Genomic DNA, 13,570 nt, shown 5'->3' with positions numbered 1-13,570 from the left:
CGGTGGCCGGATGCCGGACACCGGATGCTCGACGCCTGCCAGCATGCCCGGCCCGGGCACCGGGCGTCGAAGGTTGTCCACAGGCCGAGGGATTCGTCGTACAAATCGGGAGCATGCCACACGGGAACAGGGGCTCAACTTGCGCATATCGGACAACTGGATCGGTCGTACGAATCAAACACATGGTGGGGGATCGGCGGCGAACCGTCCCGGAGCCGGGACTTTGTCCCCGCCCACCGGGTAACGTCGGGGCGTGCCCGCCGACCCACTGCACAGCGCCGGAACACCACAGCGCAGCACGACGAGCCAGCCGCCCGGCGGCTCGGGGGTGAGCGCGATCGAGGTCCGCAGGAGTGCCCGGCGCCGCCGCACGGTCTCCGCGTACCGCGAGGGCGATCGCACCGTCGTGCTGATCCCCGCCCGGATGTCGAAGGCGGAGGAGCAGCGCTGGGTGACCGTCATGCTCGACAAACTCGCCGCCCAGGAGAGCAGGCGAGTGCTGGGCGACGCCGAGCTGGCCGGGCGTGCCGAGCGGCTGTCCGCCCAGTACTTCGACGGGCGGGCCCGGCCCGCCTCCGTGCGCTGGGTCGCCAACCAGAACACCCGCTGGGGTTCGTGCACCCCGGCCGAGGGCAGCATCCGGCTCTCGCACCGCCTGCAGGGGATGCCGGAGTACGTCATCGACTACGTGCTCTGCCACGAGCTGGCGCACCTGCTGGTCCCCGGCCACGGCCCCGACTTCTGGCGGCTGCTGGAGGCGTATCCGCGCACCGAGCGGGCCCGCGGCTACCTGGAGGGCGTGGTCGCCGCCGAACGGCTGCCGCACCTACCGGGCGCGCGCGATGAGCGCGACGAGCTGGGCGAGCGCGGCGAACGTGACGAGCTGGGCGAGCGCGACGACTGAGCGCCCGTCCGTGTGTCCGTCCCGGCACTGACGTCCTCCTGTGTGAGGGGCCGGACGCGGTTGTGTACCGGCTCTGTACCGACCACCGCCCCCGGGCCTCGTCGTGGGTCTTTGCCGTTAGCCTGGCGCGACGCACTCACATTCGGGATGGGGGACGGTCGTAACGCATGGCCAGGGAATTCCAACGCGGCCACAAGGCCAGGATCAGTGACCTCACGCCGGGCACCGATCTGTACGTAGGCGTCCAGATTTCCGCTCCGGGGCTGACCTTCGACATCAGCTGCTTCGGCCTGGACGCCGACGAGCGCCTGTCGGACGACCGGTACTTCATCTTCTTCAACCAGCCGAAGTCCCCGGAGGAGTCCGTCCAGCTGCTGGGAGCCCAGGCGGGCGACACGGAGTCCTTCCGGATCACACTCGACCGGGTCCCGTCGCAGATCCGCAAGCTGTCCTTCACGGCGACCATCGACGGCGCCGGGCAGATGTCGCACATCGCCCCCGGCTACCTGCGCATCGTGGCGGGCGGAGAGGAAGTCGCGCGGTACTCCTTCGACGGTTCGGAGTTCTCCACCGAGCGGGCCGTGATGCTCGGTGACTTCTACTTCAAGGACGGATGGCGGTTCGCCGCGGTCGGGCAGGGCTTCGACGGCGGTCTGGAGGCGCTGCTGAAGAACTTCGGCGGCGAGGTGCTGGAGGAGGAGACGCCCGTCGCCCCGCAGCAGCCGCAGCCGCAGCCCGGCGCCGCCCCCGGCTTCGCCCCGCCGGCCCAGGCCGCCCCGCAGCCCGCGTTCGGTGCCCCGGCCGCCCCCGCGCCGGCCCCCCAGCCCGCCCCCGCGCCCCAGGGCTTCGCCCCGCCGCCCGGCCACACCCCGCCCCCGGCTCCGGCCCCCGCGCCGAACGTGCACGGCGCACCGACGGTCATCGCGCCCCTGACCCCGCCCGCCGGCGGCACCGTCCCGCCGCCGGCCGCGCCCCCCGCACCCGCCGCCCCCTACGGCCGGCCGCCCCAGCAGCCGTCGTACGGCGGGCAGCCCGGCGCGTCGATGCCCCCCGGGTACGGCCAGCAGCCGCCCCCCTACGGCGGCGGAACGACCCCTCCCATGCCTCCGGGCTACGGGCAGGCCCCCGGCGGGCAGCCCGCCCCCTACGGCGTGCCGCAGGGCGCACCCGGCGGTGCCGGGGTGACGGCCGCGCTCCAGGCGTTCAAGGAGACGCCGACCGGACTGCGCTGGACGCAGCAGAACAAGAAACTGATCCGGGTCGACCTCGGGGTCGGCGGCCAGCCCGTGCTGGCCCGGCAGGGCAGCATGGTGCTCTACCAGGGCAAGGTCGACTTCGGCTACAAGGGCGCCGGCTTCATGGGCCGGGTCGTGGGCAACGCCACCGGCCAGGAGATGCAGCTGATGCGCTGCACCGGCCAGGGCCAGGTGTTCCTCGCCGACAACTCCACCCACCTGCACCCCGTCGAGCTCCAGGGCGACGCGCTCTGCGTCTCCGCGGAGAACGTCCTCGCCTTCGACGAGAGCCTCCAGTACGAGGTCCGCCGCGTCGAGGGACACGGCATCCCCGGCGGCGCGCTGTTCACCATGCAGTTCCAGGGCACCGGCACGATCGTCGTCAAGACGCACGGCACGCCCGTGGTGCTGCCGGTCACGCCGACCACCTTCGCCGACTGCAACGCCGTCGTCGCCTGGTCGGCCGCCTCCCAGGTGATCGTGTCCAGCCAGGTCCGCATGCGCCGCAACGCCTACCCCGGCGACACCGGCGAGAGCGTCAACCTCCAGTTCCGGGGCGCGCCCGGCAACTTCATCGTCGTCCAGCCGTACGAGGTCTGAGGGAGCCCGTCATGAACCAGCCGCTCGCGGGCTACGCCCCCGCACCCGTCACCGCCCGCATGGAGAACCACGGCAACCACATGCTGAAGGTCGCCATGCAGACCGGAAGCGACCTCCTCGCGCGCGTGGGGTCGATGGTCGCCTACGAAGGCTTCATCCAGTACGAACCCAACCCGCCGGCCGTCCGGCAGATCGCCCGTGACTGGATCACCGGCGAGGGCGCCCCGCTGATGAAGTGCTCCGGCGACGGCCTGCTCTACCTCGCGGACTACGGCGCCGACGTCGTCGTGATCAATCTCAACGGCGACGGCATCTCCGTCAACGCCACCAACCTGCTCGCCTTCGACGCCCACCTCAGCTGGGGCGTGGAGCGGGTCAAGGGCCTCGCGAAGTTCGCCGGGCAGGGTCTGTGGAACACGAAGATCTCCGGCCAGGGCTGGGTCGCGCTGACCTCCCGGGGCAAGCCGATCGTCGTGGACTGCGGCGGCGGCGAGGACGAGACCTACGTCGACCCGGACGCGCTCGTCGCCTGGTCGCCGAACCTGAAGGTGAAGGGCAAGCGCAGCTTCAAGGCCCAGTCGCTGATCGGCCGGGGCAGCGGCGAGGCCTACCAGATGGCCTTCTCCGGACAGGGCATCGTCGTCGTCCAGCCCAGCGAGGACAGCACCGACCGCCTGCGGTTCCGGGGCTGAGGGGGAGCCAGAACACCATGCAGAGCCCGCTTTTCGCGCACAACGACTCCCAGACCCAGGAGCGCTGGAGCCTGCAGAACAAGCAGATGCTCCGGATCGCCCTGGAGGGCCACGACGACATCCTCGCCCGCAAGGGCACGATGGTCGCCTACCAGGGCCTCGTCGAGTTCGACGCCGAGTACCGCAGCAACAACCAGTCACGCGCGCGTGCGTACACCGGCGAGGGCCTGGACCTGATGCGCTGCCACGGCCAGGGCACGGTCTACCTCGCCAACCTCGCCCAGCACGTGCACGTCATGGACGTCGAGCAGGACGGGCTGACCGTCGACAGCTCCTACGTCCTCGCCATGGACTCCTCGCTGCACCACGAGGTCATCGCCGTCGACAGCCTCTACGGCATCGCCGGCTCGGGGAAGTACCAGCTCAACATCACCGGACGCGGCAAGGTCGCCCTGATGACCTCGGGCGCTCCGCTGCTGATGCAGGTCACGCCCGACAGGTACGTCAACTGCGACGCCGACGCCATCGTCGCCTGGTCCACCGGGCTGCGCGTGCAGATGCAGGCCCAGACGCACTCCTCCGGCGTGTGGCGCCGGCGGGGCAGCACCGGTGAGGGCTGGGAGCTGAGCTTCATGGGCTCCGGGTTCGCGCTCGTGCAGCCCAGCGAGCTGCTGCCGCCGCAGAACGCGGTGATCGGACAGGGCCTCGCCGCCCAGTTCGGCATGGGCCAGCAGGGGGCACGCGGCCAGAACCAGGGCAACGTCTGGAGCTGAGTCACGACCCAGGACCACGACGAGGGACCGCGACGAGGGACCGCGACGAGGGAGAAGAGCGACACGTGAGGGGTGACCGGCCACGCGGCCACCCCTCACCCGGTCAGAGCCTGGCGCGCGTGGCCTCCAGGAGGCGTACGACCGACTCGTCCGCCACGCCCGCCACCTCGTCGTAGCCGTACCAGCGCAGGTCGAGCGACTCGTCGCTGATCTCGTGCACCGCGCCGGGCGGGGCCAGGACGGCGTACTGGACGTCGAAGTGCCAGTGGCAGGGCGCCGGGATCGGATGCCGGTCCAGCCGCACCGGGCCGCCGGGCAGCGGCGTCAGCCCGGCGATGCCGGACTCCTCCGTCGCCTCGCGCAGGGCCGCCGCCCCAAGCGTCGGGTCGCCCGGCTCGCAGTGGCCGCCCATCTGGAGCCACATCCGCAGCTTCCTGTGCAGCGTGAGCAGCACCCGGCCGTGCTCGGGATCGATCACCAGGGCGCTGGCCGTGAGATGACCCGCCTGGCACGCCTTCCACATCCCGTCCGGGTGAGCCGCCAGATGGTCCAGGTACGACCGGCGCAGCTCCTCCTGGCCCTCGTACCCCTTCAGGACGAGGACCGCGTCGTCGTACAGGCTCACTCGGTGTCGTCGCCCCCGGCCTCGTCGTCCTTCTTGCGCAGGTCGGGCTTGCCCTCCGGGCCGCCCGCGGCCTCGCCGAGCATCTTGTCCAGCTCGGAGAAGTCCAGCTGCTCGCGGTGGACGAAGCCGTCCGGGTCGTCCAGGTCGGCCGCGGTCGGCAGCATGTCCGGGTGGTGCCACAGGGCGTCCCGGCCGTCGACCCCGCGCGCGTCCGTGAGCGAGGCCCACAGGCGGGAGGCGTCGCGCAGCCGGCGCGGGCGCAGCTCCAGTCCGATCAGGGTGGCGAACGTCTGCTCCGCCGGGCCGCCGGTCGCGCGGCGGCGGCGCAGTGTCTCGCGCAGGGCGTCGGCGGACGACAGGCGCGGCTTGGCGGCGGCGTGGACCACCGCGTCCACCCAGCCCTCCACGAGCGCCAGAGCGGTCTCCAGACGGGCCAGGGCGGCCTTCTGCTCGGGCGTGTCCTCCGGCTGGAACATGCCCTGCTGGAGCGCGTCCTGCAGCTGCTCGGGGTTCTGCGGGTCGAACTGACCGACCACGTCCTCCAGCTTGGCCGTGTCGACCTTGATGCCGCGCGCGTAGCCGTCGACCGCGCCGAACAGGTGCGAGCGCAGCCACGGCACGTGCGCGAACAGGCGCTGGTGGGCGGCCTCGCGCAGGGCCAGATACAGCCGTACCTCCTCCTGCGGCACGCTCAGGTCCTTGCCGAACGCCTCCACGTTGGCCGGGAGCAGGGCGGCCTTGCCCGCCGGGCCCAGCGGCAGACCGACGTCGGTCGAGCCGACGACCTCGCCCGCGAGCACACCCACGGCCTGCCCGATCTGCGTGCCGAACATGGCGCCGCCCATCGAGCGCATCATGCCGATCAGCGGGCCCGCCATGGCCTGCATCTCCTCGGGCAGGACGTCACCCATGGCCGCGCCGACCCGCTCGGCGACCGGGTCCACCAGCTCCTGCCAGGCGGGCAGGGTCGCCTCGACCCACTCCGCGCGCGACCAGGCGACCGCCGCGGCGGAGCCCGACGGCAGGGACGTCGCGTCGTCCAGCCACAGGTCGGCCAGGCGGACGGCCTCCTCCACGGCCCTGCGCTCGGCCGGCCCGACGCTGGCGTCCTTCGTGCCGTCCGGGGTGCCCTGGGCGACCGTCTGGCGGGCGATCTGCTTGGCCATGTCCCAGTTCACCGGGCCGCCCTCGTACGAGAGCATCTGGCCGAGCTGCTGGAAGGCGGCGCCCAGATCGGTGGGGTTCAGGGAGCCGAACATGGCTGCGAGCGGATTGTCGGCGCCGGGGCCGCCAAAGCCACCGGCTCCGGGCAGGCCGCCGAAACCGAGCGGATTCGCCGGTCCCTGCCCACCACCGCTCTGCTGGTCCTTCTTCTTGCCCTCGTCGCCGTCTTCCGGCTCCTCCGGCGGAAGGCCGAAACCGAATGGGGTGTCACTCACGGGATTCCTCGGCTGGTAAGGCCACCGGTCTCACTCCGGCGGCGCGGCTGCCCGACAACACCACCCAGCGTAGACACCCGGGCCCGATCGGGCCTCGGTGCTTCGCCTGCGGAAGGCCTGCGGCAGGATGGATGCACCTGGTACGTACGCGTCACTCGCGCGCGTACTGAAGACAACCGCTGGAGACGCCCGGTGAGTTCCCCAGATCCACAGGTTCGCGCAGCGCGAAACCCCTCAACCCCTCCGTCGCCCGACCACCGCCCCTCGACGACGGCGTTCCGCGCCGGTGAGACGACCGCCGCGCGCGGGCCCGTGGTGGCGGTGACCGGCGCCGCCGGCGGGGTCGGTGCCCTGCTCACCGAGCGGCTCGCCGCGTCCGAGGAGGTCAAGCAGGTCGTCGCCATCGACGAGCGGCGGGGCGAGTGCGCCGACGCGCAGTGGCACATCCTCGACGTGCGCGACCCGGCGATCGCGGACAAGCTGCGGGGCGCCGACGTGGTCGTCCACCTCGCGCTCGACCTCGATCTGGAGACCGACCCGGCGGCGCGCACCGCGTACAACGTCCGGGGGACCCAGACCGTCCTGACCGCCGCCGCGGCGGCGGGAGTGCACCGGGTGGTTCTGTGCACCTCGGCGATGGTCTACGGCGCCCTGCCGGACAACGAGCTGCCCCTGTCGGAGGACGCCGAGCTGCGCGCCACCGCCGAGGCCACGGGCGTGGGGGACCTGCTGGAGATCGAGCGGCTGGCCCGGCGGGCCCCGCGCGCGCATCCCGGGCTGAACGTCACCGTGGTGCGGCCGGCGATCCTGGTCGGAGGCACGGACACCGCGCTGACCAGGTACTTCGAGTCGCCGCGGCTGCTCGTCGTCGCCGGGTCGCGGCCCGCGTGGCAGTTCTGCCATGTCGAGGACCTGTGCGGTGCTCTGGAGTACGCCGTCCTGGAGAAGGTCGACGGGGAGCTGGCCGTCGGCTGCGACGGCTGGCTGGAGCAGGAGGAGGTCGAGGAGCTGAGCGGGATCCGGCGGATGGAGCTGCCGTCGGCGGTCGCGCTCGGTGCGGCGGCCCGGCTGCACCGGATCGGGCTCACTCCGTCCCCGGCGGGAGACCTGGCGTACACGATGTACCCCTGGGTGGTCAGCGGGAGCCGGCTGCACGACGCCGGGTGGCGGCCGAACTGGACCAACGAGGACGTGCTCGCGGAACTGCTGGAGGAGGTGTCCGGGCGGCACACGGTGGCCGGGCGGCGGCTGGGGCGCAAGGACGCGACGGCGGCCGGGGCGGCGGGCGCGACGGTGGCCCTGCTGGGCGCGGCGGCTGTCGTACGCCGGGCCCGGAAGGCCCGTCGCCGGGTCTGAGCTTCGGCCGACCGGAAGGGCGCACGGTGACGGGACCGGCGCCCCCCTGCCCGTCACTCCTGCCGGCCGGGCGGACAGGCGCGGCAGAAGCCTCCCGGCTGTAGAGCCTCCCAGCTGTAGAAGCCTCCAAAGGGCACCGCGCGCGTGAGTGGTGAAACTCGTATTCCGCGCTGTCCGGGACGTGCGGCACGATGGGCCTATGGCGCAGACGAGTGAGCACCCCGGTGAGCAGGCGGCACAGGACCCCATCAAGCTGATCGGCATCCGGCGGACCCCGCTCTCCGTGGACGAGGTGTTCCAGGCCGTCGGGGACGACGCCGCCGGAGGCATCGCGCTGTTCGTGGGGACCGTGCGGAACCACGACGGGGGCGCCGACGTGGACGCGCTCGGGTATTCGTGCCACCCCAGTGCCGAGGCCGAGATGCGGCGGATCGCCGAGAAGGTCGTGGCGGACCATCCCGTGCGCGCGCTGGCCGCCGTGCACCGGGTGGGCGACCTCCGGGTCGGGGACCTCGCCGTGGTCGTCGCCGTGGCCTGCCCGCACCGCGCGGAGGCCTTCGACGCCTGCCGCAAGCTGATCGACGACCTCAAGCACGAGGTGCCCATCTGGAAGCACCAGAAGTTCTCGGACGGCACCGAGGAGTGGGTCGGCGCCTGCTGATCCTCCGAATGCCGCCGGTGCACACACTCTTCCGGTTGCGTAACCGGCACCCTGGCGTGAGCGTTGTCCCTGCGGATGGTTAATCTGCTGATCAGTCAGTCGCGGACGCTCTTGGCGTGAGGGAGGTCGGCATGGGGGTGCTTGTCTGGCTGCTGATCCCGCTGGTGGCCGCGGTCGGCGGCGGCTTGTGGGGCAGTTGGGCCAACCGGACCCGCAAGGTGCGCGGCGATGGCCCTGAACTGGACGGATACGCCCGGTTCCGGGAGGCCATGGAGAAGCCCCGCTCGGGTGCGCGCGGCGCGTGACCGGGGTGCCCTGACGGTGCGCCGACAGACGCGTCCCGTACTGTCGTGGCATGCCACGCCGCACCGCGACGATGCTCGCCTCGACCCTGATGCTGATCGCGCTCCTGTGCGCGGGAGTGCTCATCCCCGTGCCGTACGCGGAGATGTCTCCCGGCCCGACCGTGAACACGCTCGGGCAGCACGACGGCGAGCCGGTGCTGCAGATCGCCGGGCACAAGACGTATCCGGCAACCGGCCACCTGAACATGACCACCGTCCGGGTCACCAGCGCCGACTACCGGATGAACCTGGTCGAGGCCGTCTACGGCTGGCTGGCGCACGACAGCAAGATCGTTCCGCACGCCACGCTCTACCCGGACGGCAAGACGGAGGAGCAGTCCACCCAGGAGAACGCCGAGGAGTTCAGCCAGTCCCAGGAGAGCGCCAAGGTCGCCGCCCTGAAGGAGCTGGGCGTCCCGGTGAAGTCCTGGGTGATCGTCTCCACGGTCGTCAAGGGCTCCCCGGCCGAGGGCAGGCTGCACGCCGGTGACGTGATCAAGGCCGTCGACGGCACGGCGGTCAAGCAGCCGGCCGACGTCGCCACGCTGGTGACGAAGCACAAGCCCGGTCAGAACGTCGTCTTCACGGTCGTCCCCGCGAAGGACCAGGCAGCCGCCGAGAAGGCCCACAGGACGGCGACCGGGACGCGGGACATCACGATCAGGACCGCGACCTCCGACGACAAGGGCGCCAAGCGGGCCATCGTCGGCATCTCCGCCGGGACCGACCACACCTTCCCGTTCACCATCGACATCAAGCTCGCCGACGTCGGCGGACCCAGTGCCGGCCTGATGTTCGCCCTCGGCATCTACGACAAGCTCACGCCGGGCAACCTCACCGGCGGCACGTTCGTCGCCGGTACCGGCACCATCGACGACAACGGCACGGTCGGTCCGATCGGGGGCATCGAGATGAAGACCGTCGGCGCGCGCAGCAAGGGCGCCCGGTACTTCCTGACCCCCGCCGACAACTGCGCGGCAGCCGCCAAGGACACGCCGAGCGGGCTCACCCTGGTCAGGGTCAAGACCATCGGCGACGCGCTCGACGCGCTCAAGGACATCCGCGGCGGGGACACCGGCGCCCTGCCGAAGTGCACCACCAAGGGCTGAGCCGGCCCGGAAACGGCTGGGGGCGCTCCCCGAAGACCAGGGGCGCCCCCATCGCCGTACCGCGGCGGACGGGATCAGTCCGCGAACGTCGCCGCCAGGGCCTCCGCCAGGCCCGGCACCAGCTCGGGGCCGGTCAGGACCTCCGTGGGGGAGTCCTTCTCGCGCAGCCGCAGCGCCGCGTCGCGGCTGCCGTCGCGCAGCACGGCCACCGTCATGCGGACCTCCTGGCGCTCGGGGTGCTGGGCCACCCACTTGGCCAGCCCGGCCTCGTCCAGACCGGAGGGGACCTGGGCCTCGGCGGACGGCGGCAGCATCAGACGCTCCACCGTGAGCGCGCAGCCGGTGACCGCGTCGGGCCAGGCGATGGTGCCGAGGAACTCGTCCAGCGGGCTGCCGGACGGGACCTCGTCCTGTTCGATCGGGGTGAGACCGGCGGTCTCGGACTCGTCCCCGAGACCCAGCTGAGCCGCGAGCGAAGGTTCCTGAGCCCGCAGCCGTGCGGTGTCTACGAGGGCGAAGAGGCGAGCGGGCTGGTCCCAGCCGAGGCCGGAGACGTACTCGTCGATCTCGAGTACGGCCCGGGTGAGCGGGTTCGCTGCCATGGGAGTGTTGGACATGGTCACAATCCTGCCTTGTTCCCGGCCGGAACCGGGAACCGCGTAAGCGGTGAGTAAGTTGCATAGGTGTGGGCCCACGATCACGGGGGGCCACGGCGGGCCCGCGAACCCGGGGGTCTGACGGATCGACAGCGAACTTCGAGGTGCGCACCTTGGCTTTCCAGATGCCGGACCGCGGCGGAGGCCCGACGGGGCCACGGATCAGAGCGGGCCGCCCGTCCCGGAGGATCCGGGCCCTGCTCGTGACCCTGGGCGTCCTTGCCGTCCTCGGCATGGCGTTCACCATGTTCGCGGGCTTCTGGACGGACTGGCTCTGGTACCGGTCGGTGCACTACTCGTCCGTGTTCACCACCACCCTGTCGACCAAGATCGGACTGTTCTTCGTCTTCGGCCTGCTGATGGCCCTCGCGGTCGGCGTCAACATCTGGCTCGCGCACCGGCTGCGGCCCCCGCTCAGCGCCATGTCCATGGAGCAGCAGAGCCTGGACCGCTACCGCATGGGCATCGCGCCGTACAAGAGGTGGCTGCTGTTCGCCGTCACCTCCCTGGTCGGGCTGATCGCGGGCGCCTCGGCGTCGAGCCAGTGGCGGACCTGGCTGATGTGGGTGAACGGCGTGCCCTTCCACGAGAAGGACCCCCAGTTCCACCTCGACGTGGCCTTCTACGCCTTCGACCTGCCCTGGTACCGCTTCCTGCTGGGCTTCGGCTTCGCCGCCGCCATCCTGTGCCTGATCGCCGCGGCGCTCACCCACTACCTGTACGGCGGGCTGCGCGTCACCAGTCCCGGTGCCCGGGCCACCGCCGCCGCGACCGGGCACCTGTCGGTGCTGCTCGGCGTCTTCGTCGCCCTGAAGGCGGTCGCCTACTGGCTCGACCGGTACGGCCTGGCCGTCAAGTCCAGCGACTTCAAGGCGACCGACGACTGGACCGGCCTGCGCTACGTCGACGCCAACGCCTATCTGCCGGCCAAGACGATCCTGTTCTGCATCGCCGTCATCTGCGCCCTGCTGTTCTTCGCCACACTGTGGCGGCGCACCTGGCAGCTGCCGGTGATCGGCTTCGGCCTGATGGTCCTCTCGGCGATCCTGATCGGCGGCCTGTACCCGGCGATCGTGCAGAAGTTCCAGGTCCAGCCCAACGAGCAGGCCAAGGAAGCCCCGTACGTCCAGAAGAACCTCAAGGCGACCCGTGAGGCGTACGGCATCGGCGACACCGAGGTCACCAAGTACGACGGTGTGTCGACGACTTCGGACAAGACCAGGCTGCGCAGCGACGCGAACGACGCGGCGAGCATCCGGATCATGGATCCGAACATCGTCTCGCCGACGTTCCAGCAGCTGCAGCAGATGAAGAACTTCTACGGTTTCCCGACCAACCTCGACGTCGACCGGTATCCGACCAAGGACGGCAAGGAACAGGACACGGTCCTCGGGCTGCGCGAGCTGAACCTGGACGGCGTCCCGAAGAACAACTGGATCAACGACCACTTCCGCTACACGCACGGCTACGGCGTGGTCGCCGCCAAGGGCACCGAGGCGAAGGACGGTGAGCCGGTCTTCACCGAGTACGACCTGCCGTCCAGGGGCGACCTGGGGACGTACCAGCAGCGGATCTACTACGGCGAGAAGACCAGTACCTACTCGATCGTCGGCGGTCCCCAGAAGGAGATCGACTACTCCGACAACGACGGGGAGAAGACCACCAGCTACGAGGGCGGGAGCGGGGTCAACCTCGACAACCCCGTCAACCGGGCCGCGTACGCGGTGGCGTTCAACGAGCCGCAGATCCTCTACTCCGGCGCGATCGGCAAGGGCTCGCGGATCCTGTACAACCGCACACCGAAGGAGCGCGTGGAGGCGGTCGCCCCCTGGCTGACCATCGACGGCGACGCCTACCCGGCCGTCGTCCACCACCGCATCCAGTGGATCGTCGACGCGTACACGACCACCAACGGCTATCCGTACTCCTCCCGTACGACCCTCGGTGACACGACGGCCGACTCGCTGACGGCGACGAACAACTCGCGCGCGGTGGTCGCCCAGCAGAACCAGGTCAACTACATCCGGAACTCGGTGAAGGCGACGGTCGACGCGTACACCGGCGAGGTCAAGCTCTACGAGTGGGACACCAAGGACCCGGTGCTGAAGACGTGGATGAAGGCGTTCCCCGGCACGGTGCAGCCGAAGAGCGCGATCTCCCCCGAACTGATGGGCCATCTGCGCTACCCGCAGGACCTGTTCAAGGTGCAGCGTGAGCTGCTCACCCGCTACCACGTGACGGACGCCGAGACCTTCCTCACCGGCAGCGAGGTGTGGCAGGTGCCGGACGACCCGACCAACAAGTCGGGCAACGCGGTGCCGCCGTACTACCTGAGCATGAAGATGCCGGACCAGCAGAAGCAGGCGTTCTCGCTGTCGACGACGTTCACGCCCAACGGCCGGGACAACCTCAGCGCGTTCATGTCCGTCGACGCGGAGGCCGGCACCGGTGACTACGGCAGGATCAGAATCCTGAAACTGCCGACCAGCACCACGGTCGACGGACCCAAACAGGTACAGAGCAAGTTCAACTCCGAGCAGGAGATCGCCGCCGCGATCAAGCTGCTCAAGGGCGGCGACTCCGATATCGAGTACGGCAATCTGCTGACCGTGCCACTGGACGGCGGCCTGTTGTACGTGGAGCCCGTCTACGTACGCGGCGGTGGACTGAAGTACCCGCTGTTGCGGAAGGTGTTGGTCACCTACGAGGGCCGGACGGCGTTCGAGAACACGCTCGGCGACGCCCTCGACAAGGTCTTCGACACAAAGGGTCCGACGACCACCGCGCCACCGGACACCGGCACCACCAAACCGCCCGCCACCGGCAACCCGACGGTCCAACAGGCCCTGCAGGACGCCCAGAAGGCCTTCGACGCCGGGCAGCAGGCGCTCAAGGAGGGGCCGGACTGGGGCGCCTACGCCAAGGCGCAGCAGGATCTGAGGGACGCGCTCAAGCGGGCCGAGGACGCACAGTCCAAGGCCGGCGGGACCAACGGCAAGAACAAGAGCTGATCAGGCCCCCTCCGCGCCGTGGTACGGTTGACCTGCAACGGCGCGGGGTGGAGCAGCTCGGTAGCTCGCTGGGCTCATAACCCAGAGGTCGTAGGTTCAAATCCTGCCCCCGCTACTGAAGTCGAAGGCCCGGATCCGACACGGATCCGGGCCTTCGTGGTGTGC

At 70.8% G+C, this 13,570-nt stretch carries 12 protein-coding genes and 1 tRNA gene; 10 read left to right on the top strand and 3 right to left on the bottom strand.

Features of this window, described 5'->3' with window-relative positions:
• Positions 1 to 253 precede the first annotated feature (253 nt).
• The 4 genes from AB0B40_RS07070 (at position 254) to AB0B40_RS07055 (ending at position 4,204) form a co-directional block, all read left to right on the top strand.
• Positions 254 to 904: a M48 family metallopeptidase gene (locus AB0B40_RS07070; RefSeq protein WP_362263385.1), complete on the top strand. Its 651-nt coding sequence runs from the start codon at positions 254 to 256 to the stop codon at positions 902 to 904.
• 167 nt (positions 905 to 1,071) lie between these two features.
• Positions 1,072 to 2,739 carry a TerD family protein gene (locus AB0B40_RS07065; RefSeq protein WP_362263382.1) on the top strand — a complete coding sequence of 556 codons (1,668 nt, stop codon included), beginning with the start codon at positions 1,072 to 1,074 and terminating at the stop codon, positions 2,737 to 2,739.
• Positions 2,740 to 2,750: 11 nt separating this feature from the next.
• Positions 2,751 to 3,431 carry an AIM24 family protein gene (locus tag AB0B40_RS07060; protein ID WP_345059755.1) on the top strand — a complete coding sequence of 227 codons (681 nt, stop codon included), beginning with the start codon at positions 2,751 to 2,753 and terminating at the stop codon, positions 3,429 to 3,431.
• A 17-nt stretch (positions 3,432 to 3,448) separates the two neighbouring features.
• A complete protein-coding gene (locus tag AB0B40_RS07055; protein WP_345059753.1) occupies positions 3,449 to 4,204 on the top strand; it encodes an AIM24 family protein in 756 nt (251 codons plus the stop codon).
• A gap of 103 nt (positions 4,205 to 4,307) precedes the next feature.
• Here the strand turns inward: AB0B40_RS07055 and AB0B40_RS07050 are convergent, their stop codons facing one another.
• Together AB0B40_RS07050 and AB0B40_RS07045 are read right to left on the bottom strand one after the other, a co-directional pair.
• Entirely contained in the window at positions 4,308 to 4,829 is a 522-nt protein-coding gene (locus tag AB0B40_RS07050; protein ID WP_345059751.1) for an NUDIX hydrolase, read from the bottom strand.
• Positions 4,826 to 6,268, bottom strand: coding sequence for a zinc-dependent metalloprotease (locus AB0B40_RS07045; protein ID WP_362263379.1), 1,443 nt, complete (start codon positions 6,266 to 6,268; stop codon positions 4,826 to 4,828). The genes AB0B40_RS07050 and AB0B40_RS07045 overlap by 4 nt, the downstream gene beginning before the upstream one ends.
• Positions 6,269 to 6,460: 192 nt before the next feature.
• On the opposite strand from AB0B40_RS07045, the gene AB0B40_RS07040 reads away from it, so the two are divergent.
• From AB0B40_RS07040 to AB0B40_RS07025, 4 genes are all read left to right on the top strand, one after another.
• Positions 6,461 to 7,624, top strand: coding sequence for an SDR family oxidoreductase (locus tag AB0B40_RS07040; RefSeq protein ID WP_345059747.1), 1,164 nt, complete (start codon positions 6,461 to 6,463; stop codon positions 7,622 to 7,624).
• A gap of 199 nt (positions 7,625 to 7,823) precedes the next feature.
• Positions 7,824 to 8,285, top strand: coding sequence for a molybdenum cofactor biosynthesis protein MoaE (locus tag AB0B40_RS07035; protein WP_345059745.1), 462 nt, complete (start codon positions 7,824 to 7,826; stop codon positions 8,283 to 8,285).
• A 131-nt stretch (positions 8,286 to 8,416) separates the two neighbouring features.
• Entirely contained in the window at positions 8,417 to 8,590 is a 174-nt protein-coding gene (locus AB0B40_RS07030; protein WP_345059743.1) for a hypothetical protein, read from the top strand.
• A 50-nt stretch (positions 8,591 to 8,640) separates the two neighbouring features.
• The gene (locus tag AB0B40_RS07025) at positions 8,641 to 9,738 is read left to right on the top strand and encodes a PDZ domain-containing protein (protein ID WP_345059741.1); all 1,098 of its coding nucleotides are present in this window, start codon (positions 8,641 to 8,643) and stop codon (positions 9,736 to 9,738) included.
• Positions 9,739 to 9,812: 74 nt separating this feature from the next.
• On the opposite strand, the gene AB0B40_RS07020 is transcribed toward AB0B40_RS07025, so the two are convergent.
• Positions 9,813 to 10,355 carry a PPA1309 family protein gene (locus AB0B40_RS07020; protein ID WP_345059739.1) on the bottom strand — a complete coding sequence of 181 codons (543 nt, stop codon included), beginning with the start codon at positions 10,353 to 10,355 and terminating at the stop codon, positions 9,813 to 9,815.
• A 164-nt stretch (positions 10,356 to 10,519) separates the two neighbouring features.
• Between AB0B40_RS07020 and AB0B40_RS07015 the strand changes: the two genes are divergently transcribed.
• Positions 10,520 to 13,405, top strand: a complete 2,886-nt coding sequence (locus tag AB0B40_RS07015) for a UPF0182 family protein (RefSeq protein ID WP_345059763.1) — start codon at positions 10,520 to 10,522, stop codon at positions 13,403 to 13,405.
• 41 nt (positions 13,406 to 13,446) lie between these two features.
• Positions 13,447 to 13,520, top strand: a tRNA-Met gene (locus AB0B40_RS07010).
• The last annotated feature ends 50 nt before the right edge of the window (positions 13,521 to 13,570 follow it).

The sequence above is a fragment of the Streptomyces sp. NPDC042638 genome, from assembly GCF_040647235.1.
Taxonomy (GTDB): domain Bacteria; phylum Actinomycetota; class Actinomycetes; order Streptomycetales; family Streptomycetaceae; genus Streptomyces; species Streptomyces rameus.
Note: the sequence above shows the minus strand (reverse complement) of the source record. Positions and strands in the feature narration are given on the sequence as shown.